Below are 22,687 nucleotides of genomic sequence, written 5' to 3'. Positions count from 1 at the left end.
GTCAGTCTGTAGAGCGACCATAAGACCAGAACAGAGTAAATCTGTTAAGGCAGGTGCGGAACCCCGCAAGGGAAAGAAGCAGAAACCCAAATCGTGAGGTTTGGGAATCACCGTCCGTTTTACGGCGGTGAGGATGTCAACGATAACTGAAATTTAAGCACAGATGCGATCCTCGATCGCCACCGATTGCAGAAGTCTTTCCACGATAGCTTTAGCTTGACGACCGTGACTAGGAATCAGACGATGGCAGAAGACGTAGGGAGTAATCAACTTAACATCATCGGGGATAGCATAATCGCGACCTTCGAGGAAAGCGTAAGCTTGAACTGCTTTTTGCAGAACCACACAACCCCGGGGACTGACTCCCAAACTAATATCTTCGTGATCACGGGTAGCGCGGACTAAATCGACGATATATTGCTGTAAAGTAGGAGCTACCTTGACCAGACTGACTAATCTTTGCAATTCTCCCACCTCTTCTAAGGAAATACAAGCTTCTAGGGATTTAACCGTCTCCTGAGAATGCTGTCTTTGTAACATTGTTAATTCTTCTGTGGCGCTGGGATAACCCAAACTCAGGCAAACGGCAAAACGGTCCATTTGTGCTTCTGGAAGCGGAAAAGTGCCTTGATATTCGATCGGATTTTGGGTGGCAATAACAAAGAAGGGTTGGGGGACCGGACGCGCTTCTCCATCGATGGTAACTTGTTTTTCTTCCATGACCTCTAGAAGTGCCGATTGGGTGCGCGGGGTGGCCCGGTTGATTTCATCGGCCAACAGGACGTTAGCAAAAGCGGGGCCGGGGATAAATTCAAATTCGCGACTGTTGGGGTTCCAAATCGTGGTTCCCGTGATATCACTAGGGAGGAGGTCAGGGGTGCATTGTACCCGTTGGAAACGACCGTTAATTGAACGCGCTAAGGATTTGGCTAACAGGGTTTTGCCGACTCCGGGGACATCTTCGAGGAGAGCGTGACCACCACTGAGCAAAGCCACCAGCACAATGCGAATCGATTTGGTTTGGCCGACGATGCTCTGGCTCAAATTTTCCATCAAAATATCAATAGCGTCTTTCATAGCACAAATGGGGTATTTTGTCAAGAAGATTAATGTTAAGTTTTTTTGATCTTAACGATTCTTTTCCTAATTTGCCCACACTAGCGAGGAAAGTTGACAGACAATGGCGAGAAATTTTCTGCTAGGGAGCTAATTGGGGTTAGGGTTGTGAGCAGGGATAAAATTAGTTAAGAATTGTTGCCAGTGGGCGAAATCAAGATTTTAAGTCGGTTCAGTCCGATAAAATCGAGGATAATTTCTCTTAATCAGTAAAGATGAAAGCCAGTTCGCTCGTTTTTAGTCTTGTTTTAGGCATCGCAGCCAGTACATTAACCAATAGTTTACCCGAAAATTTAACTTTCAATTCTCGGAAAATATTGGCTCAAGATCAGGCTCCTTCCTGTCCCCTTCCTCCAAATCTTGCCATCACTTTTCGCAATAGTGAATGTCAGGCAATTACCCTAGAAAAACCCCAGACTTTTTTCCGTTATTATAGTGACGAAAATAGCAAAAAAGGTCGTTTTCTGACCACGGATCAATATGCCACCAATGTGGAGGCGATCAGAAATTTAGCCCTCGATCAAAAGTGGATTCCTCCCAACGAAGCGACCAAAGTGGTATCAGTGACTTTACCTGCGGGAACAACGGTTTATCAAGGAATTGTCGCCCCCCAGAATCCACCTTATTGTTATCACGGTGGTGGTCAGCAAACTTTTATTAAAGACTCACGAGATGCCAATATACAATGGGGAGAGGGGCGAGCAATAACGGTTACATCTCTTTGGTGTCGCTAGAATATTATGGAAACGAACATGAGGGAATTAGTTCAATCAATTGACCAAGCTATTACCGTGGCCGAACAGATGCGGGAAACAGAAATATCGACTCGGATTGAGGGTTTAATTTCTGTGCTGAAAAGCATCAAAAATCAGGCGTTAGCTGGTCAATTACCACCGTCTCAAGGCATTGTTACCCTAGGATTGGCGCGAGAAGTAGCTGATTGGATCGATCCCCTTGATTCTCCTTTATTGAAAGCGGTGGGTAAAGTGGAAAGAGAATACCAAAAATATTAGGAATTGTCAGTTACAGAAGTTAGAATTAATCGAGAGCGATCGCAGTCGATCTCGATCTGATTTTTTAATCGATCGAGAGAATTAAATTTCTGTTCTGGTCGCAGGAATTGCACTAAATCCATCGTTAAAATGCGATCATATACATAGCCCGACCAATCCAATAAATGGATTTCCACACTGATAGTTTTTCCCTCGATCGTGGGACGATAACCGATATTCATAACTGCCGGTAAGCGAGAACCATCAAGAGGCACCCAACCGCAATAAACCCCGAATCGCGGCAATAATTTATCGGGGGGAACCTGTAGATTAGCGGTATGAAAACCTAATTGTCTGCCCAGCTGTTTCCCGACGACCACACGACCAGTTAAACTGTAGGGACGACCTAACATTTGCCCAGCTTGCTCAACGTTTCCTGCTGCCAAAGCTTGACGAATTAGGGAACTACTAATCCGACCCGACTGACAGTTTTTTAAACCAACAATCTCGACTTTAATATTAAATTGAGAGGCGATCTGTAATAAATCTTCGGCTGTACCTTGACGACGATAACCGAAGTGAAAATCTTGACCAACACTGATCGATTTAGCCTGTAATTTTTCTACTAAAATCTGTTCGACAAAAGCCAAGGGAGTCAGGGAAGCTAATTCAGCAGAGAAAGGCAGTAAAACTAATTGTTTAACGCCTAAATTCTCTAAAACCTCCACCTTTTCCCCTAGAGGAGTTAATAATTGCCATTTTTCTCCCGTAAAAAATTCCCGCGGGTGGGGAGTAAAACTAACAACGGTGGGATAAGCGGGGTGATCCTGAAAAATTGGCTGTAGGACGGTTTGATGACCTAGGTGCAAACCATCAAAGTTACCAAGAGCGATCGCACTAGGGGCTAAAATACGGGTATTAGGAGAATCTACAATCCACACGCTGGCTTTAGGAACAGATACAAGAGAATAATTCAAGGGATTAATCTTGAGTGTAGCCTTTTGATTCTATATCAATCGGGCGATCAAGCCAAAAAAACGCCCCCAATTACTTGGCGGCCTTTGGAAGCTTTAGCAAATTGAACGTGAACGATCCCGGTGCGATCGGTCAGAAATTCCCAATTAATTGCACCAGAAAGATTAGGGAAACAAGCATTCATTAATTGTTCAGTTCGTTCTTCTCTTGGCTGTCTGTGGTTGTTCTTCGTGCTTTTGTGGTTTCCCAATCTGATCAAGCATAAGGTTCTTGTTTTTGTTTCTTTTGTTCTAATCTTGTTTCTAATAATAGACGATCTTCTTGAGAAAGAACATCAATAACTTGTCAAAATGATAACAGTATCACAAATTTATTGTTTTTTTTCCAACATCTATAAACATCAAGATAGAGCGATCCCGAAAGTATCTAGCCAAAGGCGAGCGCACTTTAGTTAACTAACGGTTTACCATAGTAGGGTGGGCGATTTTTATACCACTTATTTTATTTATTGTGTATAATTAAGATGATGACGACTAATTTTGAATGGGATAAAGACAAAGCTAAGATAAATCTGAGAAAACACGATATTTCTTTTAATGAGGCTAAAACTGTCTTTGAAGATACCTATTCTTTGACTTTAGATGATCCTACTCATCCAATCTTAGAAGATCGTTTTTTGACAATTAGTTATTCTAGTCAAAACCGCTTGCTTTTAGTTGTTCATACTGAAAGACAAGGAAAGATCAGAATCATTAGTGCTAGGAGAGTAACTAAACATGAAAGAAAAATCTATGAACAAAGTAATGAATGATACCCTCAAAGATGATGAAATGTTAGATGATTATTCTGAGGTTTTAACGGAGTCTCATTTAAAAAGTGCAGTCAGAGGAAAGTATGCTCGGTCTTTAGCAGATAAAGATGCTTATACCGTTAAGATTATAGCAGAAAATGAAGAGAGATATGTTAACATGAAAACCATTGAGGTTGAAGCATTCGTTAACAATGAAGGTCAATTAACCGTACAAGTTCCCTCAAATTTAAAAGAAGGACAATATCATGCTGTATTGATTATAGAAGAACCCAAAAATGAAAATCAATGATCTTAGAATAGATAAAATCCCCAAAAAACGCCCCCAATTACTTGGAGGCCTTTTCAGAAAAAATAACTGTCATTAACCTTCTGCTAATTTCAGATCCCGCAGGGCGCTAATATCCACTGGAATCGATGGCCCCATGGACGAAGAAACGTAAACTGTACGCCAGTAACGCCCCTTGGCCCCGGAAGGCCGGTTTCTGTCCACCGTTTCCTGTAAAGCTTTCAAATTGACTAATAGATCCTCGGCACTAAAGGAGGCTTTACCAAATTGAACGTGAACGATACCGGTGCGATCGGCCCGGAATTCCAATTTACCCGCTTTAAACTCAGAGATTGCCCCCGTTAAATCCGTGGTTACGGTTCCTCCTTTCGGTGAGGGCATTAAACCCCGCGGACCGAGTTGACGACCTAATTTAGCCACTTTCGGCATCATATCGGGGGTGGCGATCAACACCTCGAAATCCATCATCCCCTTGGCGATTTCTTCGATTAATTCTTCCGAACCAACGATATCGGCCCCGGCGTTGTTCGCTTCCTGTACCTGTTCCCCGCGAGTAATCACCGCCACTCGCACCTTGCGTCCGGTTCCTTTGGGTAAACTTACCGTTGTCCGCAGTTGTTGGTCGGTATATTTAGGATCGATGCCTAAACGAATATGAGCTTCGGCGGTTTCGTCGAATTTCGCCGTCGCTAATTCCTTTAATAATGTCAGTGCCTCTAATGGCTCGTAGGCTTTATTTTCTACCTTAGCCTGGGCATCTCGCAAACGTCGTGAAACTTTTTTTACCATCTGATTTGTTGCTCCTTGGGTAATAACGAAGCTTAACTTCTCCCCGAAATAAGATTTAGTCTGAGATCTTGACACCCATGTTTCTGGCCGTTCCCGCCACAATATTCATGGCCGCTTCGATGTCGTTAGCGTTAAGATCGGGCATTTTAGTCCGGGCGATTTCCCGTAATTGGTCGCGGGTAATGGTGGCGACAAATTTCTTGTTGGGTTCGTTGGAACCTCTTTCCACACCGGCCGCTTTGCGGATGAGAACGGAAGCGGGGGGAGTTTTGAGGATAAAGGTAAAACTACGATCCTCAAAAACGGAGATTTCCACAGGGATGATCATCCCAGCCTGATCGGCGGTTTTAGCGTTGTAATCTTTACAAAACGCCATAATATTCACCCCGTGTTGACCTAAAGCAGGACCCACGGGAGGAGCAGGGTTAGCCTTACCGGCAGGTAAAGCTAGTTTAATAATTGCGACGACTTTTTTAGCCATGATTTAGTTTTGTTTTTCGACTTGATTAAATTCCAATTCGACCGGGGTATCCCGACCAAAAATGGAGAGCAAGGCCTTGAGTTTGCCGCGCTCGGGACTAACTTCGATCACTTCCCCTTCAAAGTCCTTAAATGGACCGGATAGAACCAAGATTTGATCGCCAACTTCCATATTGATTTTGACGACGGGTTCTTGAATCTGAGCTTGTTTGAAGATGCGATCGACTTCTGACAGGCTCAAGGGTAGCGGGGTGACGTGACCGCGGCCGCGTCCGTAGTGGCGCTTTTGTTCGGCCCCGACAAAGTTGATCACGTGGGGGGTGTTTTTTACCACCTGCCAAGCGTCATCATCCATGATCATTTTGATCAGGACATAACCGGGGAAGACTTTTTCCTCACCGTGTTGCCGTGAACCATCCTTGCGGACTTTGACGGTGGCCGCTTGGGGAATCTGGACTTGTAGAATGCGATCGGCCACATCGAGGGTGTGGATGCGCTGTTCCAAATTAGCTTTGACGCGTTTCTCACAACCAGAAGCCACCTGCACGGCATACCAACGGGGTTTTTTCGGTAGGCCGCTAAGATTGACTTCTTCGGGAAACTGTTCTTCTTCTAGACTCATGGGAACACCTTCCCCGCACCCCAGGCAAAGAATTTATCAATCAGATAGATGAGAGTGGCTACCAAAGTCACCATTAACATCACGGCCGCTGATTCACTCAAAAGTTGCTGACGGGAAGGCCAGACGACTTTGGCGAGTTCTTCTTTGGTTTCATTGACGAATTCCTTGACCTGAAAGGAGCTTCCCTCTTTCTTGTCGCTCGTGTCTTTTTCTAGGGTTTCTTTTTTGGCCACGATCGCTACTCCTTAAAATGATACTCAAGCTATCCTTAACTTATCATTTTCACCGGACAACCCACACTAACCCCCAGACATTTAGATCATGTCCTTTGCAGTTATCGGCTTGGTGATTACCAAACGCGCCCTGGAGGACTTGAACCCCCGACATCAGGTTTTGGAGACCTGCGTTCTACCAACTGAACTAAGAGCGCCCATTCGCTAAACTATTTGGCTTTTTTAAGGCCTTTATTTATTATAGCGTAGTTGTTGGCGATTAAGCAACTTTCTTGGTTAGGCTGTCGCCGGAAAATTTTTAGAGAGGGCGATCGAAACGTTCTTGTACCCTGGTGGCTTTGCCAACCCGATCGCGCAGATAGTAGAGTTTCGCCCGACGTACTTTACCACGACGGATGATCTTGATACTGGCAACCCGCGGCGAGTGGAGCAGGAAGACTCTTTCTACTCCCACACCCTGGAAGACTTTGCGTACTGTAATCGTTTCGTTGATACCGCCATGGCGTTTGGCGATGACAATGCCCTCGTAGGGCTGAATCCGCTCTTTATCTCCTTCCACGATTCGCACCCCTACCCGGATCGTGTCACCGACATGGATAATGGGCAGATCGCTCTTGAGATACTCGGCTTCGATTGATTTGATAATCTCTTCCGTTTTCATCGGCTTTCGTAAAACTGACAGTTTTCTATCATACCATATTTTTTGAGTAAAAAGCAATAGCTATCAGCTTTCCTAACACTGAGCGTTGCTGACTTGCCGATGCTGTCACCAGATGTTAGGCTGATTGTCCCGGATTACGGTCATTATCAACTGGGAAGGCTCTTGCCATTAACTGCCACTCTAGATAAGCACATCTCTAGAGAATTTCTCTAATCCCTAATTAACTTCTCGAACCGCGATAAATGCGATCAGCTTGGGAGGGTTCTAAATAATTATAGCCCGGTTTTTGGGTTGAGGAGCCATTCTTTTTCGCCACAGTATTAACCGCAGGAGTCGCTTTTTTTACCTCCGCATTAGTCCTGATATAATCCTCAGAAATCTTGAAGGGATGACTATTGGGAAGGTGACGACTAGGGGGTAAATTGTCTTCTGGTTCGGGATGGGTAATTTTACTATGGGGAGCGACAAAATCGTGTAGGATTGGATCGTAGGCTAGAATTTCGCCGGTTTCAATCCGAAAAATCCAACCGTGTAGGGATAATTTACCCTGATGTAATCGGGAACGAATAATTGGATAGCTTTGCAAATTACTTAACTGATTGAGAACATTTTCTGCTACTGTCACCTCGATCAGTTCTTCTCCTTCTAGTTCTTTGTAATTATCCTTAACTAAACGTCGAGTAGCTTCTGCTTGCTTTAACCAATTGTAAACTAAAGGCATTTCATCGGCCAGACTTTGCAATTTTAACAAACCTTTCATCGCTCCACAATGGGAGTGACCGCAGATAATCACTTGCTCGATGCTGAGAGCGTTGATAGCATATTCTATAGATGCACCCTCACCACCATTGGTTGCTCCGTAGGGAGGAATTATATTTCCCGCATTACGAATTACGAATAATTCCCCCACCTCCGCTTGGGTAATTAGGTTAGGATCGATACGGGAATCGGAACAGGTGATAAACAGGATTCTCGGTTTTTGTCCGTGGGAGAGTTGCTCAAATAATTGCCGATGTTCACCAAAATAACCACTCTGGAACTTTTCTAGTCCCTGTAGGAGTTTCTTCATAATAATTCTTCTAGTTTAGTTCGATCGCTATTTAGTCGATCCTTTCACCATTATCGGGCATGAGATAACAGCAATGCAACCGGCCAGATTAGCGATCGCTGTCGGCTGCGAGATCGGTTATATCTTGTTAAGATAGGATACGGACTGTATCTAAGCAAATTTTATTTTATGGAAACTGCAACAATTTTGGGTATTTCGATCGCTGCCGCTTTGGTGGGGATTACCGTTTTAGCTCTTTATACCGCTTTTGGGCCGCCAGCAGCAGAATTAAGCGATCCTTTTGAAGATCACGAAGATTAATTCTTTAATAACCATGTGGCTATCTGCCAAGGAGAAATTTGCTCAATAGGATCGATCGCTCTTTCTAAACCATCGATCGATTCTTTTATTGTTAATTGTAATTGATTTTGCCAATCAATAACAGCGTTTTCTCCCTGACATTCATAAACGCGCATTACCCAACTCTGAGCGGATGTTTCACTTTGTTTGAAACTCATTAAAATTAAGTTATCAACCGAGAATTTTAACCATTGTGCCACGGGTGGCAACTGAGTTGATCGATAATAATTAGTAATAAAAATAATGTTGACAGGTGAGTTTAACTGCCAAGCGTGATGGACAGTTTTCGCCGTTTTCCAGTTACCTTGATGGGGATATATTGCATAGGTAAATTCTTGTTTCCCTAGATCCGCATCGGGATCGGGCCATCGGGGACTTCTCAACAGAGTTAATCGCAGTTGCTGGTTAGTAGCATCATAGCCATATTTATTATTATTTAAAAGACTCACCCCGTAGGATGCCTCTGTATCGGTTAAATCCGCCCATTTATGACCGTAAACTTCCCATTTTGGTGATTCTGTTGGGTGGTCACGCTCGATCGCACCACAGGCAATTTCATAGGTGATAAAATTGCTGTTTAGGGTGAGAGGAAAAGCGGTTTTTACTAAAGTATGTTCCTGCTGCCAATTAACAATAGTTTTAATCTGGAGAATAGGAGAATCTTTTTCTAAGATATAATCTTGACAAAATTCCGAATCAGCTAAACTTCTGATGATGCGAATCTGCCAGCGCAAGGAACCACATTCTAAGCATTTGATCGATTTTAATACTGTTTTTGGTAAGGGATATTGTTGATAATTCGGATCGATATTCCAAGCGTCCCAATATTGTCCTTGATCTTTAAATGCCTGTAATTGATTACCAGCAGCTTGCAGGATTTCTCTTTGATTAATTATATCAAATATACTATCTATATCCCCCGTTTCCGAGTTAATAGTAACTTTAAGTAAGCCATTATCTAAAATAAATTGGCAGTTAGTTAAATTTTTCTCCGTTGCTTGCTGATTGGGAACTAACCAAAATAACTTATAACCCACAGAAGGAATATTTTCAGCGAGAAATAATAGCTGATTGTCGTGGGATAATTGCGAGGGACAGAGACAATTATTTAAGTCATAAACCGAGCAATTGACAGATTCTATCGCCAAAGAGATAACCTCGGTTCTTTCCCAGTTAAGAGAATTAAAAATTAGAAAAGGTTTTGCTTGAGGATGGGGGGGATTAGGTAAATTAATTTGAGTGGCAATTGCCTGTAAAGCTTGCTCTAAAATTGCTTCACCTGTGCTGATAACTTGCTGCCATAACTGATTAGCATCCCTAAACACTTCGGGTATAGAAGTACCAGGAAGTATATCATGAAACTGATTTAATAAAACCTTTTTCCATGCAGATTCTATCTCGACTTTCGGATAGGGAATATCTAGTAAAATATTAGCCAAAGAAGACCATAATTCCCCTTGATACAAGAGGATTTCACAGTAACGATTATAGGCTTTTTGGTCAGCGTGGGTAGTATAACAACCGCGATGGAATTCTAGATATAATTCATCATCCCAGATAGGAAGATTATTTGTCTCCAGACTGTCCAGATAAGTTGTTGCTTGGCTAAATTTTAGCTGGGGAAAAAAAGGAGATTTTTGCCAACGTTGGGCCACTGCTAACATATCACGAGTCGGTCCGCCGCCATGGTCACCAACTCCGGGCAGCCAAAAAATATCTTTTAATCCGGTTTGCCGTTCCCAATTGAGAGCATGATCGGTCATAATAATTGGATTAGTATCCATAACTCCAGCAACATTGGGAGGAGACATTAGGGAAAGAATTTTACTGCCATCGGGAGATTGCCACCAGAAAAAACCGTGGGGAAATTTAGTCGTATCATTCCAATGTAGTTTCCCGGTTACAAAATATTTTATGCCAAAGGATTTAAGAATTTGTGGCAATTGGTAGGGAAACCCAAAGGTATCCGGCAGCCAAGCAGTTTCAGTGATTTGTCCAAATTTTTCTTGAAAATATTGTTGTCCATAAAGTAGTTGTCGAAATAGGGATTCCCCGGAGATCAAATTGACTTCTGGTTCTACCCACATCCCGCCCAAAAGTTCCCAAGATTGCCCTTTATATGCCTCTAGAATTGCTTGAAACAGGTCGGGATGATGTTTTTTTATCCATTCGTAAATTAGGGGGCTAGAATGACCAAATATGAGGGCAGGAAAATCTTTTTGGAGGTTTAAAACCGAGATAAAAGTGTTTTTTGCCACTTGCCAAGTTTCTGCCAACGGCCACAACCAAGCCAGATCCAAATGTGCGTGGCCGAGAAGATGAAAACTGCGTTCTTTCAGTGGTTGAGCCAGGGGATGCAGGGATTGACGAATTAATTCTAGGGATTGATTAAATTTATCTTTGTTGGTGACATTATCCCAGTCAATATTATCGAGAGTAGCGGTAAAAGCCGCTAAGTTTTCAGGATAAAAAGTTTGTAGATAATTATGGAGAATGGTTAATTCATCAGCAACAAAACTAGGATCGATAGCTTGGCTATATTCATAGATTAACTGCGATTTCATCAAACCACCAATATCATGATTGGGACTGACTAAACGGAGAGTAACAAGAATTTCTTGACCAGTAGAGACAGAGTTAGAAAGTAAAATGCGCGTGGAAGAATCAAAGAGGTCTCCTGCTTGGATAAATTGATTATTAACATAAATTTTGACATCTTCCGCCCACCAAGTTAAGATTAATCTCAGTTCCATTCCCTCTAAAGGATAACCGGCTAAATGTTCGGGGACAATAATTTTTTGAGTTAGATATTGGATTTGTCTGCCGGCCGGCCAAATAATGTATTGTTTTTCATTGAGGGTGACGGGTTGAATTGGTTTTCCCGCTGCTGTAGCGATCAACCAATTTTTCTGAACATCTTTGCGGGTGAGGTGAGATAGTTTAGCGATGTTGTCGAGGGGAGACATGAGCCAACAAATAAGTTAATTTTGACCATTTTAGGCGATCGATGTCTAATTGGGCTAGGGGATAACTTTTGTTAAGGCAATACTGCTCAAGACTTACTCAATCTCATCCTTCAAAGGTTTATTGAGAATGAGCAGGGAAAATAAAAGCCTAGTATTAGGCAGAAAACCGGTTTGGGGACAGGGTTTTAGAGAAAGCCCGTGATGAGGATTGAACTCATGACCTCACCCTTACCAAGGGTGTGCTCTACCACTGAGCTACACGGGCATTGATCGTGGTGGGCCGGGCCGGATTTGAACCAGCGTAGGCGTAGCCAACGGATTTACAGTCCGCCCCCATTAACCACTCGGGCACCGACCCATTAATTCCACGATTAACAATCATAGCACCCTTAGCTAAAACACACAAGTGTTTAGGGAAAAAATTTTTGAGCCATAAAATAACTCCCGTTAAGCACCATAGATAGCACTTAACGGGGGTTTTCTGACAATCTTGAAGATTACTGCAAAGCTTCTTCTTCTTGGTGAGTGATGATCACACAGTCAGAGGTAGGATAGGCGACGCAGGTGAGGACATAACCCGCTTCAATTTGATCGTCATCTAAGAAGGATTGATCGGATTGATCGACACTACCAGATTCAAGTTTACCTGCACAGGTGGAGCAAGCTCCCGCACGGCAGGAATAAGGTAAGTCCACTCCTTCTTCTTCAGCTATATCGAGAATGTACTCATCATCGGGAACATCAATTGTATGCTGGTCTTTGGGTGTTTTCAGGGTGACTTTATAAGTTGCCATCGGTTGTTCCTCTTAGTTAAATGCTAGTGAAAGCGGCAGTTTCTACAATTGCCTCTCGCTTGTCGTCAGATTGAACGATACGAGCGAGTTTCATTTTTGATACTACGGGAAAATCTCCCTGACTCAGCCTTGCATTAGTAATGACAGTCTTAAATAAACTTAAAATAAAATTTACTTATAGATATAACCCAGAATTCTTGACGCTCCTTGCTCGATCTCTAGATAATTTCATCGATCTACAATCTAGCTAAACTAACCACTACTAAGCATTTGGAGCCATAATGTTCATTGTTATTTTAGTCTTAAGCCGATTTTTGTTAAATATTAATTTAACTTATAGTTAAGATAGATGTCGATGAATTGTCTTTAACCCAGCCAAGAAATTGCTTTTAAGAAAAAAATCCCCTGAGTTGTCAAAGTGGCGCGTTCTGGACTCCCAGTTATTTCTGCGCTGCCGCTAACACATCTAGGGAAACTATGAAAAAATATATTGACAATTAAACCAATAAATGATACAGGGAGATAAATCCCCTGTTGCCAGGCCTACCACCCGTTGTAACGGATGGCTAACCCTCGCTCAAGATTTTATGGTTTTTGGATTGTCAGTTTTCAAGGATATGGTTCACTGATTAGGAATCAGTAATTACTTATTAGGTTGGGGAGTCATGCGTAGATAGGGTTTAATTTCTTCAACTCCTTTGGGGAATTTGCTACGAGCTTCTTCAGTGGGAATAGAGGGAACCACCACACAATCGCCACCGTCGGTCCAGTTAGCGGGGGTAGCCACTTGATAGTTATCGGTGAGCTGCAGGGAGTCGATTACGCGCAGGATCTCGTTAAAATTGCGTCCCGTGCTGGCAGGATAGGTAATGGTTAAACGTAATTTTTTGTTGGGATCGATGATAAACACCGAACGTACCGTCAGATTGTTGAGGGAATTGGGGTGAATCATGCCGTAGAGATCCGACACTTTGCGATCGCCATCGGCGATAATCGGATAGTTAACGGTAGTGTTTTGAGTTTCGTTGATGTCATTAATCCAACCCCGATGGGATTCGGCACTATCCACACTCAAAGCGATCACTTTAACATTACGTCGCTCAAATTCTGACTTAAGACTAGCCACCGTACCTAATTCCGTGGTACAAACGGGGGTGTAATCAGCCGGGTGCGAGAACAGCACTACCCAGCTATCTCCTACCCACTGATGAAAAGAAATTGGACCTTCACTAGAATCCTGTGTAAAATCTGGAACGATATCACCCAATTGGAGAGCCATAATTGTGTCTTCCTTATAGATATTTCAAGACAAGCAACAGTTTATGATGCCATAGGAGTGCTGTTCTTCATTGATAATTTTAGAGATTTGTAATAATTCCATTAGCCATCAGCCTTTTCAGTGATCAGTGATCAGATTTGAGTTATCAGTTCACTGATCTCCCCACTTCCCCTATCCCACTTCCCCATCACCCAACCCCCAAAACCCTTCCCCTAGTACGGCAAACTGGGTTATCGGAAATTTGGGTTGAAAACCCCGTCCTTTTAGGGCGACTTTGTGCTAGAATGTTCCCAGGTTGCTGACCGTGAGAACGTGAGGAAACAGGTTAAACGTCCTACTCCGTCATCTCAAAATTTCTAACAGTCAATGGTGTTTAATTAAGTCCAAACTGTCAGAACGCAAAACAATTAAATACTGTGGGACACACAGAAATTTACGCTTGGGGAGTAGTCTTTGAGAGTGCTTGCCTTATAGGTGTAGTCGGACTAGACATGAAACTGTAAGACCAAAATTAGCTTTGCTAGTAGAGGCAAGATTCAGCCCAAGAATCTCCGCCCTAAAAGTGCGGAGAGTGTCAAGATATGGTCTAATGGCATGATATAACTTTTTTAACTAGCTATCAGCGTTCAGCTAATAGCTAGGCTGCGGTGGTAAGTCCCAATTCCCCACCCTATGCCTAGTCGGAAAGCTGACGGCTTAACTTCTTGTCCTGAGTGTTAATTTGCCTTGGTTTTAGGAGACCACAACTGCAATGAAGAATCTTGTTCGTCTGCTGGCGGTAATTGCCTTGATTATCGGGAGTTTTTGGGGCAAAGTTCCCGCTCAAGCTCTCAATCTCACCTCGATCGCCCTTCCCGCTCTTCCTGTGGCGGTCTTAAATGCGGCCGATGCCAAACTAACTACAGAATTTGGGGCGAAAATCGACCTCAATAACAGTGATATTCGCGATTTCCGGGACTTGAGAGGGTTCTATCCCAATTTAGCCGGTAAAATCATCAAAAACGCCCCCTACCAAGAAGTGGAAGATGTCCTCAATATCCCCGGACTCTCGGCCACTCAAAAAGAGCGTTTACAGGCTAATCTAGAGAAATTCACCGTTACTGAGCCTTCTAAAGAATTTATCGAGGGTGATGACCGTTTTAACCCCGGAGTTTACTAAATCCAGTTAATTACGGTTTTAAAAAAATTACTAGGTGAGCGATCGCTCACCTTTTTCAGTGGTCAGTTTCTGAAGGCAAGAGGCAACAGGCAAGAGGCAAAAGAAAGAATCTGCCATGTTGATCTAAGGAAAGACTGGCGATTTTTGCCAGAGCTATAGAGAATTGAAGTGCTAGAATAAATAGAATTTATCAATTAACCCCTCAATGGTCGTTTCCTCGCAACTGCCGAGTTATCAAGATGTTTTAGTGGTGGGATCGGGAGCGGCGGGATTGTATGCCGCGCTGTGTTTACCCCCTAACTTAAAGGTGGGTTTAATTAGCAAAGAAGATTTAAAAACTGGGGCTAGTGATTGGGCGCAGGGAGGAATTGCGGCGGCCACGTCCCCGCAGGATTCCCCCGTTTTCCATTTAGAAGATACCCTGAAAGCTGGAGCGGGCTTATGCGATCGCAATGCCGTGCAGTTTTTAGTCGAGAAAGCCCCCCAAGCGATCGCTGATTTGCTGCGGTTGGGGGTTAGTTTTGATCGCTCTGGAGACGACTTAGCCCGCACTCTTGAGGCTGCCCACTCCCAGGCCAGGGTGCTGCACGCAGCCGATCGCACGGGGAGAGCGATCGTCAGTACCCTGATGGAAAAAGTGACCGAGCGCCCCAATATTACCATTATTCCCCAAGCGATCGCCCTGAAACTCTGGCTTGACCCGGAAGGGCAACGCTGTCAAGGTATTTGTTTACTCCATCAAGATCATCTCTGTTGGCTGCGAGCGCAAGCAGTCATTCTGGCTACGGGAGGCGGCGGTCAAGTCTATGCCCAAACCACTAATCCCGCCGTTAGCACGGGGGATGGAGTCGCCCTGGCTTGGCGTGCTGGGGCAGTGATTCGCGACCCGGAATTTTTTCAGTTTCACCCCACCGCTTTGACTGTGCCGGGGGCACCGCGGTTTTTAATTAGTGAAGCGGTGCGCGGCGAAGGAGCGCATTTAATTGATGCCCGGGGGCGGCGTTTTGCCTTCGATTACCATCCGGCCGGAGAATTGGCCCCCCGGGATGTGGTGAGTCGGGCGATTTTTAGCCATTTGCAGAAAACCTCCGACGATCCCGCCCATGCCAAAGTATATCTAGATTTAAGACCAATCGAACCGGAGCGTCTGCGTTATCGTTTCCCCAATATTATCCGCATCTGTCAAAAATGGGGTATTAATGTGCTTGAGGATGTGATTCCGGTCGCCCCCGCCGCTCACTATTGGATGGGAGGAGTGGCCACAGATTTAAACGCCCGCACTTCTCTATCCGGTTTGTATGCGATCGGCGAAGCCGCTAGTACAGGGGTTCATGGAGCCAATCGTTTAGCCAGTAATTCTCTCTTGGAATGTATTGTCTTTGCGGCAAATTTAGTTGCAATAGGTCTAGAGCCAGAAAACTTTCCTAGGGAAAGACCAGAAAAACCCTTAGAAATTGCGGAAAACTGGCAGCAAGAACAGGAAGACTGGCAAAAAGTACGGAGAGAATTACCGATTTTAATGTGGGAAAATGCGGGAATTTGCCGATTTCAAAATGAGTTAGAAATTGCTATCCTACGGGTGCAGCAGTGGAAACAACAGTTAGAATCCTTAAAGATGGGCCAATTTCTCCAGAATCTTCTCCCCGACAAAGAACAATTATTTTTGTGTCCCTCGGTGCAGTTAGAAATAAGAATAGCGATCGAGACGTTAAATCTTCTAGACATCGCCGACTTAATTCTGGAAAGTGCCTTATTACGAGCAGAAAGCCGAGGCGGTCACTATCGGGGCGATTATCCAGAAACCGTAGCTAATTGGCAATTCCACACGACTATTCAAGGTCGAACATGGCGCAAAACGCCTGTGCAAGCTTAATTAAGCCAGTTTTTCACAGATAATCCCTAAGCTCTAAACAGTGGACTCTATCCTCGCTCCTAGGAGCCGTACTATTCGCCCCCATCTCTGGAGTTCAGTGCTTTTCATTTATGGCTTTTAGGCTATTATAACTTTTACCCCCCCCCTAAACAGTTACATTAATTCTATGATCAAACCCAATTTCCTATTGTTGTTAGCTATCGGTGTGAGCAGTTGGGGTCATAATTTCCAGACTTTACCCACGGCTAACGCTCAAACTCCTCCTAGGTTAGAGCAACCCCAGACTGTGGCCACTTACGATCAGTTGATGAAAGCTGGTTACGAAGCCACAGCCCAAAAAAATTACCAACTCGCCCTAGAAAAATTTCAACAAGCTCTGGCACAACGTCCGAACGATACATCTGCTCAAAATGCGATCGCTAATATGCAGAAGTATCTAGGTCAAAACGCCACGGCTGCCAACGCCGCCGCCGGAAATGAGACTTCACCAATACCGTTAATTGCTGGCTCGGCTCTGTTATCGATCGCTTTATTGGCAGCTTTACTATCGCTTTTCTTTCAATATCGTCCCAAGGGCAAAGCCTCAAAACGCCGCAAAAAGACAACTTACGTCAATCCTAAAAACCCACTCAACAACTTTTCTAGGGGCAATGGCAATTCCTTCAATAGGGACAGCAACACCGGCAGTGACATTAATGGCAGTGGTGAAGAGGATTTCGAGCCTTCTTTGCCCGTACAAGCTACCTCCCGTATCCCGAACGTAGACTTAATCCTGCGTTTAATTGAAAGTCTTCGCGATAACGATCCTCGTACCCGGAGACGGGCGGTTTGGAAACTGGCACAAATGTCCGATTCTAGGGCAATGCAGCCTTTGGTCGATAGTATGGTGGATGGGGATTCCTACGAACGCAGTTTAACCCTAGAAGCCCTCGCTCAAATCTGTACCCGCTCCCTGCGACCGATGAACCAAGCTTTGGCTATCTCTCTCCAGGATAAAAATCCCCAAGTGCGGAAAAATGCTATCCGGGATTTAACCAGACTCTACGATATCATGTCTCAGATCAGTCAATTAATTTGTCATGCTCTCGATGATTCCGATGAAGAAGTGCAAGAAACAGCACGCTGGGCAATCAGACAGTTAAATCTGCAATTACCGCCCCGTTTAGATATTGCTCCCCTAGAAACCACTGGTGAACCGGAAGATGATGACGTACAGGATACTTCCTTCACTGAAACCACACCCACAGAGGTGCAAAATTGAGTCGAAAACTGTTATTTATCTCCACCCCCGTGGGATTTTTGGGTTCGGGGGGCGGCGGTGGCGTAGAATTAACTCTTTATAATCTCGCTCGCACTCTGACTAAGCAAGGCTATCCGGTGCGGGTAGTGGCTCCAGAAGCCTCGCAGTTGCAGGATATCCCCTTAATCACTATAGCAGGAAATGCCCAGATTTCCGCCCAAAGTCAGGGCCGGCAAGCCCCGATTTTAATGCCCGAAAATGCCGTTTTGGCCAATATGTGGCACTACGCCCAACAGGTACAAAATCAGTACGATTTAATTATTAATTTTGCCTACGATTGGCTCCCTTTTTATCTCACTCCTTTTTTTGCCACTCCCGTCGCCCATTTAGTCAGCATGGCTTCCGTTTCTTTGGCGATGGATCATATTATTCAAAAAACCTACAGCAATTTTCCCCATTTACTCGCTTTTCACACCCTCGCCCAAGCAGAAACTTTCTCCCTCTCTCCCCCCTATCGCTGTTTGGCTAATGGTTTAGACGTATCTTTGTATCAGTTTCGGGCTGATTCCTCCCCCTGTCTAGCCTGGGTGGGACGGATTGCCCCGGAAAAAGCTTTAGAGGATGCGATCGCCGCTTGTCAACGGTTAGGTGTACCTTTACGGGTTTTCGGTCATATTTCCGATCCTCTCTACTGGCAAAATTTACAGGATACCTATAGTTTCGATTTAGTGGATTATCGCGGGTTTTTGCCCACCGAGAGCCTACAAAAAGAGCTAGGCGACTGTTTTGGCCTGTTGATGACCCCGCGCTGGGTTGAGGCTTTTGGGAACGTGGCTATTGAAGCTTTAGCCTGTGGTGTTCCCGTAGTTGCCTATCGTCGTGGTGGTCCAGTAGAAATTATCGAAGATGGAAAAACTGGTTTTTTAGTTGAACCCGATAGTATCGAGGGATTAGTTACAGGCATTAAAAATTTAGACCGGATCGATCGATCTTTTTGTCGTAAAATAGTCGAGCAAAAATATTCCCTGGAAGCTTTAGCAAATCGGGCTATTAATTGGTTTGAAGAAATTTTTTGTCAGTGAGGCAGCAGGGTTTTTAGCTGAAGTCTAATATAATAGGGAGCCTCTCACCTTTGTAACCCCTAAATCAGGTTTTTACGTCAAGCTATTTTGAAAGCCTTGCTAGAAACCAGTTTAGGTATAATTATAATTACTCACTTGCATAAATGAGATGCTCCCAATATAGTGGAAGCAGGACGATGTTTCAAGAGTGCCTTTCTGTCACCACACAGCAACGGAAAGGCACAAATACTCACTTACTGGAGGTGAAAGTCATGAAAGCTTTAGCAGTTAAACCTAATCCAGTTATTTGGCTCAGTTCGCTCTGCGTGGCTTTTTGCCTGGTTCCTTGTTCTGGTCTAGCTCTGACGGTTCAAGAAGTACCCAATCCTCGACAAGTTTCCGGGGGGTGGGTGACAGATAAAGCCGAGATTCTTCAACCGGAGACAGAAACCCAACTGAACCGGATGATTGCTCGGTTGGAAGCCAAAAACGGAGCGGAAATAGCAGTGGTAACTGTACCGGAAACTGCTCCCGCCGCCTCTCCTAAAGAGTTTACGACCAACCTTTTCAACTATTGGAAAATTGGCAAAAAAGGCCAAGATAACGGCGTGCTATTTTTGATTTCAGTCAAAGACCGCCGCGTGGAAATTGAGACAGGATATGGAGTAGAGGGGATTTTACCCGATGCGAAAGTTGGCAATATTATCGAGACAGAGATAACGCCGCGCTTCCGGCAAAAAAATTTTGATGGCGGGACTTTGGCGGGGACAAGAGCCATAATTGTCTCCTTAGAACCATCCTTGAGTAAAGAGTTGACTCAAGATACCCCCCAGAATGATAGCCGAGGAGTACAACATTTCTGGATGTGGTTAGTTGCTCTGTGGTTGGGTTCGGTTATTTTTTACCTGATATATAGGATTAGCCTCTATCTAATTAGCGGCGGCAGTAGTTTTGGTGGCGGAGATAGCGGCGGCAGTAGTTTTGGTGGCGGAGATAGTGGCGGCAGTAGTTTTGGTGGCGGAGATAGCGGCGGCAGTAGTTTTGGTGGCGGAGATAGTGGCGGCGGCGGTGCTGGCGACAGTTGGTAATGGCTGTTTGTGATCAAACACAGTGAATCTTTTGGAAATTTTCTAAGGTTAGCCATGAACGACGAAGAAATTCGCATTCCTGAAGAAATTGTGCCAGAAGTGCTAGAACTGGCCTCGCGATACTATGCTGATTACACCCAGAGCTTCTCCGAGTCGGAATTAGTAGCGGCTGCCAAAGAAGTGCGGATTCCGGCTGAATTTATCCAACAAGCGATTCGGGAAGTTCAGACGCAACGCCAGCAAAAGTTAGAGCGACAGAAGAAGGCGATACAACAACGCCAGAGATTGCTATCTGTGGGGGTAGCTATACTAGGGGTGATTGCGCTTTCGGGAATGTGGACATATAATACCCTGGTGAGTTCTGCCTCAAGAGTAAGTGCAGCTTGGGCGCAAGTGGAAAACCAACTCCAGCGGCGTGCCGATCTCATCCCCAATCTCGTCAGCGTCACACAAGCATCTGCTCAACAGGAAAAAGCCTTAGTCACCTTGCTGGTGCAATCCCGTCAGTCCTATTTGCAAGCACTAACCCCCGCACAAAAAGCCGCTGCTATCGCCAAAATCGATCAGGCGATCGCAAGTTTCCACCAGTATGCCGCAACGAATCCGCAGTTACAGTCTAGCCAACTGTTTATCAACCTCCAGTACGAAATGGCAGGCACGGAGAACCGCCTAGCGGTGGAACGGATGCGATACAATCAGGCGGTACAAGCTTATAATCAGCAAGTCCAAGCATTTCCCACCTCGCTCCTCGCTAAAGCTTGGGGATTTCACCAGCAGTCCTTTTTCCAAGCCACGAAATGAAAGTTGAACCCGATAGTATCGAGGGATTAGTTACAGGCATTAAAAATTTAGACCGGATCGATCGATCTTTTTGTCGTAAAATAGTCGAGCAAAAATATTCCCTAGAAGCTTTAGCAAATCGGGCTATTAATTGGTTTGAAGAAATTTTTGCTTGCAGTCAAAAATAAATAGGCTCTCTTGGTTTAGTCTGGTTAAATCTAGCCTAGCATAAACTTTTCTATCGGGTTATCCCAGAAGGGTTCGGGATCAACTACAGAGGCACAAAGAACACAAAGTGAAAAAAGCTAGGGTAATCGATCTTGCCGGTCAAGAAGAAGGATTAATAGCCATTTATAGAGAGAATTAGTCATGCAAGCTTCTCAGGTTAAAATTGAATATGGAGACTTTCAAACTCCCCCGGAGTTAACCGAAAAGATTTGTCAAAAATTATGGCAAATTCATGTTAAACCCGATGTTATTATTGAGCCAACTTGTGGTATAGGTAACTTTTTAAAAGCGGCATCACTTACCTTTAAACAAACTGAAAAAATCCTTGGCTTTGAAATTAATCCTGATTATATCACTCAGATTAATCAAGATCGGCAAATATCCCAAGATCAAAGAATACAAGTTGAACAGAAGAATTTTTTTGATTGTGACTGGTATTCTCTAACTCAACCATGGACAGAAAATATTTTATTCTTGGGTAATCTGCCTTGGATAACCAACTCAAAACAAGGACTTATTAACGGAAAAAATTTACCTCAAAAAAGCAATTTTCAAGGCTATCACGGTTTAGATGCCATCACGGGAAAAAGTAATTTTGATATTTCAGAGTGGATGTTAATTAAGCTCATCGAATGTCTTGATCGACGTTCAGCTTATCTGGCAATTATCTGTAAAACGGCCGTATCTAGAAAAATTTTAAACTATCTCTATACTCACAAAATTAATCTCGTTTACTCGGCAATTTATCCGATCAATACCCAAAAATATTTTCAAGCTAATGTAGATGCTTGTCTTCTGTTTTGTCAATTTGATTCTCATTCAGAAAATTATTTTTGTGATGTTTTCAATAGTTTTGAGGAAGGAGAATTTCAGCGCATTGGTTATCAAAATAATATCCTAGTCAGAGATTTAAATACTTTTACTAGATTAGAATATTTATATCATCGGCATCCTCAAGAAAAATGGCGTTCAGGGATTAAACATGATTGTTCAAAAGTCATGGAATTGCAGTTGGTTAATGGAATTTTTGTCAATGGTTTAAAGGAAGTCGTTGATCTTGAACCCACCTATCTTTATCCTCTCCTTAAAGGTTCAGATGTAGCACAAAATCGCCTAACGGTTATCAATAAATACATTTTGGTAACTCAGAAGTTTATCGGTGAATCTACAGAAAATATACGGTATCTAGCCCCAAAAACTTGGCAATATTTAGTTAATCATAAAAATTATTTTCTGGATAGAAAGAGCAAAGTTTATCAAAATCAGCCAGACTTTTGCATATTTGGTGTGGGTTCTTACAGCTTCTCACCTTTTAAAATCGCCATTTCTGGACTTTATAAAAAACTTAATTTTAACCTTGTATTACCCTATCAAAATCGACCCGTTATTTTCGATGACACTGTTTACTTCCTAAGCTTTGATGATTTAGATACCGCTCAAAAAACCTTACAGCTTCTCAATTCTTCCCTAGGCAGAGAATTTTATTCCTCCTTGATATTTTGGGATGAAAAAAGACCGATAAAAACCCGTATTTTAAATAGTTTAAATTTATCAGTTTTAGCCGAGAAGGTGTTATAATATAAGCTTGAATTTTAGCCGTGTTAATCACCCATACTAGGAGATATTTTATGATCGGGTTTTCATCACACACAGGAGTCAATAAGTCAATAATACTAAATCTGGTTATTCTGGTTATTAAAGACTAATTATTTAGGGTCTGCTGAATAAATCTAAAAACCTTGTTGGGTAAGACTTTTAGACTTTTTGTCAATCAAAAAGTACCAGGCATGGGAGTGATCAGGGGGAAAATTCAGGTACTTTTTCCCTGAAAATTAGGTAGTTGACC

The 22,687-nt window shown here is 43.6% G+C and carries 24 protein-coding genes, 3 tRNA genes and 1 pseudogene; 13 read left to right on the top strand and 15 right to left on the bottom strand.

From position 1 onward, the window contains the following. Positions 1 to 153: 153 nt before the first annotated feature. Positions 154 to 1,077, bottom strand: coding sequence for an AAA family ATPase (locus IM319_RS14915; RefSeq protein ID WP_287687691.1), 924 nt, complete (start codon positions 1,075 to 1,077; stop codon positions 154 to 156). Between the two features lie 254 nt (positions 1,078 to 1,331). On the opposite strand from IM319_RS14915, the gene IM319_RS14910 reads away from it, so the two are divergent. Next, positions 1,332 to 1,850, top strand: coding sequence for a hypothetical protein (locus tag IM319_RS14910; RefSeq protein WP_287736070.1), 519 nt, complete (start codon positions 1,332 to 1,334; stop codon positions 1,848 to 1,850). A 6-nt stretch (positions 1,851 to 1,856) separates the two neighbouring features. Continuing rightward, positions 1,857 to 2,129, top strand: coding sequence for a hypothetical protein (locus IM319_RS14905; RefSeq protein WP_287736068.1), 273 nt, complete (start codon positions 1,857 to 1,859; stop codon positions 2,127 to 2,129). On the opposite strand, the gene IM319_RS14900 is transcribed toward IM319_RS14905, so the two are convergent. Together IM319_RS14900 and IM319_RS14895 are read right to left on the bottom strand one after the other, a co-directional pair. Beyond that, positions 2,126 to 3,049 carry a bifunctional riboflavin kinase/FAD synthetase gene (locus tag IM319_RS14900; protein ID WP_287736067.1) on the bottom strand — a complete coding sequence of 308 codons (924 nt, stop codon included), beginning with the start codon at positions 3,047 to 3,049 and terminating at the stop codon, positions 2,126 to 2,128. The two genes, IM319_RS14905 and IM319_RS14900, sit on opposite strands and share 4 nt — an antisense overlap. A gap of 83 nt (positions 3,050 to 3,132) precedes the next feature. Beyond that, positions 3,133 to 3,267, bottom strand: a complete 135-nt coding sequence (locus IM319_RS14895) for a hypothetical protein (protein WP_287687694.1) — start codon at positions 3,265 to 3,267, stop codon at positions 3,133 to 3,135. 339 nt (positions 3,268 to 3,606) lie between these two features. Between IM319_RS14895 and IM319_RS14890 the strand changes: the two genes are divergently transcribed. Further along, positions 3,607 to 3,894: a BrnT family toxin gene (locus tag IM319_RS14890; protein WP_287736066.1), complete on the top strand. Its 288-nt coding sequence runs from the start codon at positions 3,607 to 3,609 to the stop codon at positions 3,892 to 3,894. After that, entirely contained in the window at positions 3,860 to 4,183 is a 324-nt protein-coding gene (locus IM319_RS14885; RefSeq protein WP_158200246.1) for a hypothetical protein, read from the top strand. Before IM319_RS14890 ends, IM319_RS14885 begins: the two co-directional genes overlap by 35 nt. Positions 4,184 to 4,255: 72 nt before the next feature. On the opposite strand, the gene rplA is transcribed toward IM319_RS14885, so the two are convergent. The 7 genes from rplA to IM319_RS14850 all read right to left on the bottom strand — a co-directional run bounded on the left by rplA (position 4,256) and on the right by IM319_RS14850 (position 8,034). Further along, positions 4,256 to 4,969: a 50S ribosomal protein L1 gene (gene rplA / locus IM319_RS14880; RefSeq protein ID WP_287736064.1), complete on the bottom strand. Its 714-nt coding sequence runs from the start codon at positions 4,967 to 4,969 to the stop codon at positions 4,256 to 4,258. Between the two features lie 55 nt (positions 4,970 to 5,024). Further along, positions 5,025 to 5,450, bottom strand: a complete 426-nt coding sequence (gene rplK, locus IM319_RS14875; RefSeq protein ID WP_045357286.1) for a 50S ribosomal protein L11 — start codon at positions 5,448 to 5,450, stop codon at positions 5,025 to 5,027. A gap of 3 nt (positions 5,451 to 5,453) precedes the next feature. After that, on the bottom strand, positions 5,454 to 6,071 hold the full coding sequence (gene nusG / locus IM319_RS14870) for a transcription termination/antitermination protein NusG (RefSeq protein ID WP_286824937.1): 618 nt from the start codon (positions 6,069 to 6,071) through the stop codon (positions 5,454 to 5,456). Then, complete coding sequence (secE, locus tag IM319_RS14865) at positions 6,068 to 6,304, bottom strand: preprotein translocase subunit SecE (protein ID WP_002765998.1); 237 nt, start codon at positions 6,302 to 6,304, stop codon at positions 6,068 to 6,070. Before secE ends, nusG begins: the two co-directional genes overlap by 4 nt. Before the next feature lie 124 nt (positions 6,305 to 6,428). Beyond that, positions 6,429 to 6,501, bottom strand: a tRNA-Trp gene (locus tag IM319_RS14860). 101 nt (positions 6,502 to 6,602) lie between these two features. After that, positions 6,603 to 6,965: a 50S ribosomal protein L19 gene (gene rplS / locus IM319_RS14855; RefSeq protein WP_002738040.1), complete on the bottom strand. Its 363-nt coding sequence runs from the start codon at positions 6,963 to 6,965 to the stop codon at positions 6,603 to 6,605. A gap of 220 nt (positions 6,966 to 7,185) precedes the next feature. Further along, the gene (locus IM319_RS14850) at positions 7,186 to 8,034 is read right to left on the bottom strand and encodes a carbonic anhydrase (RefSeq protein WP_287687697.1); all 849 of its coding nucleotides are present in this window, start codon (positions 8,032 to 8,034) and stop codon (positions 7,186 to 7,188) included. A 168-nt stretch (positions 8,035 to 8,202) separates the two neighbouring features. Here IM319_RS14850 and psbN point away from each other — a divergent pair, with 168 nt between their 5' ends. Then, on the top strand, positions 8,203 to 8,334 hold the full coding sequence (gene psbN / locus IM319_RS14845) for a photosystem II reaction center protein PsbN (protein WP_012266479.1): 132 nt from the start codon (positions 8,203 to 8,205) through the stop codon (positions 8,332 to 8,334). On the opposite strand, the gene IM319_RS14840 is transcribed toward psbN, so the two are convergent. From IM319_RS14840 to IM319_RS14820, 5 genes are all read right to left on the bottom strand, one after another. Next, positions 8,331 to 11,339 carry an alpha-mannosidase gene (locus tag IM319_RS14840; RefSeq protein WP_287736062.1) on the bottom strand — a complete coding sequence of 1,003 codons (3,009 nt, stop codon included), beginning with the start codon at positions 11,337 to 11,339 and terminating at the stop codon, positions 8,331 to 8,333. The two genes, psbN and IM319_RS14840, sit on opposite strands and share 4 nt — an antisense overlap. Positions 11,340 to 11,532: 193 nt before the next feature. Continuing rightward, positions 11,533 to 11,604, bottom strand: a tRNA-Thr gene (locus tag IM319_RS14835). A gap of 8 nt (positions 11,605 to 11,612) precedes the next feature. Continuing rightward, positions 11,613 to 11,697: transfer RNA gene (locus tag IM319_RS14830), tRNA-Tyr, on the bottom strand. Between the two features lie 139 nt (positions 11,698 to 11,836). Then, on the bottom strand, positions 11,837 to 12,133 hold the full coding sequence (locus IM319_RS14825) for a ferredoxin (protein ID WP_287687701.1): 297 nt from the start codon (positions 12,131 to 12,133) through the stop codon (positions 11,837 to 11,839). A gap of 643 nt (positions 12,134 to 12,776) precedes the next feature. After that, positions 12,777 to 13,412 carry a peroxiredoxin gene (locus tag IM319_RS14820; protein WP_002761158.1) on the bottom strand — a complete coding sequence of 212 codons (636 nt, stop codon included), beginning with the start codon at positions 13,410 to 13,412 and terminating at the stop codon, positions 12,777 to 12,779. Between the two features lie 751 nt (positions 13,413 to 14,163). On the opposite strand from IM319_RS14820, the gene psbU reads away from it, so the two are divergent. The 8 genes and pseudogenes from psbU (at position 14,164) to IM319_RS14780 (ending at position 22,419) form a co-directional block, all read left to right on the top strand. After that, positions 14,164 to 14,571 carry a photosystem II complex extrinsic protein PsbU gene (psbU, locus tag IM319_RS14815; protein WP_287687702.1) on the top strand — a complete coding sequence of 136 codons (408 nt, stop codon included), beginning with the start codon at positions 14,164 to 14,166 and terminating at the stop codon, positions 14,569 to 14,571. 205 nt (positions 14,572 to 14,776) lie between these two features. After that, a complete protein-coding gene (gene nadB, locus IM319_RS14810) occupies positions 14,777 to 16,444 on the top strand; it encodes an L-aspartate oxidase (RefSeq protein ID WP_287736060.1) in 1,668 nt (555 codons plus the stop codon). Positions 16,445 to 16,610: 166 nt separating this feature from the next. Next, positions 16,611 to 17,705: a HEAT repeat domain-containing protein gene (locus IM319_RS14805; RefSeq protein ID WP_287736058.1), complete on the top strand. Its 1,095-nt coding sequence runs from the start codon at positions 16,611 to 16,613 to the stop codon at positions 17,703 to 17,705. Beyond that, on the top strand, positions 17,702 to 18,766 hold the full coding sequence (locus IM319_RS14800) for a glycosyltransferase (protein WP_287736056.1): 1,065 nt from the start codon (positions 17,702 to 17,704) through the stop codon (positions 18,764 to 18,766). The genes IM319_RS14805 and IM319_RS14800 overlap by 4 nt, the downstream gene beginning before the upstream one ends. 176 nt (positions 18,767 to 18,942) lie before the next feature. Then, positions 18,943 to 19,833: a TPM domain-containing protein gene (locus tag IM319_RS14795; RefSeq protein ID WP_287736054.1), complete on the top strand. Its 891-nt coding sequence runs from the start codon at positions 18,943 to 18,945 to the stop codon at positions 19,831 to 19,833. A 54-nt stretch (positions 19,834 to 19,887) separates the two neighbouring features. Beyond that, the gene (locus IM319_RS14790) at positions 19,888 to 20,634 is read left to right on the top strand and encodes a LemA family protein (protein WP_287736053.1); all 747 of its coding nucleotides are present in this window, start codon (positions 19,888 to 19,890) and stop codon (positions 20,632 to 20,634) included. 2 nt (positions 20,635 to 20,636) lie between these two features. Further along, positions 20,637 to 20,801 (top strand): annotated as a pseudogene (locus tag IM319_RS14785) (UDP-glucose--tetrahydrobiopterin glucosyltransferase); the annotation flags it as partial. Positions 20,802 to 20,982: 181 nt separating this feature from the next. Next, a complete protein-coding gene (locus IM319_RS14780; protein WP_287736050.1) occupies positions 20,983 to 22,419 on the top strand; it encodes an SAM-dependent methyltransferase in 1,437 nt (478 codons plus the stop codon). The last annotated feature ends 268 nt before the right edge of the window (positions 22,420 to 22,687 follow it).

The sequence above is a fragment of the Microcystis sp. M113S1 genome, from assembly GCF_020246945.1.
Lineage (GTDB): Bacteria > Cyanobacteriota > Cyanobacteriia > Cyanobacteriales > Microcystaceae > Microcystis.
Note: the sequence above shows the minus strand (reverse complement) of the source record. Positions and strands in the feature narration are given on the sequence as shown.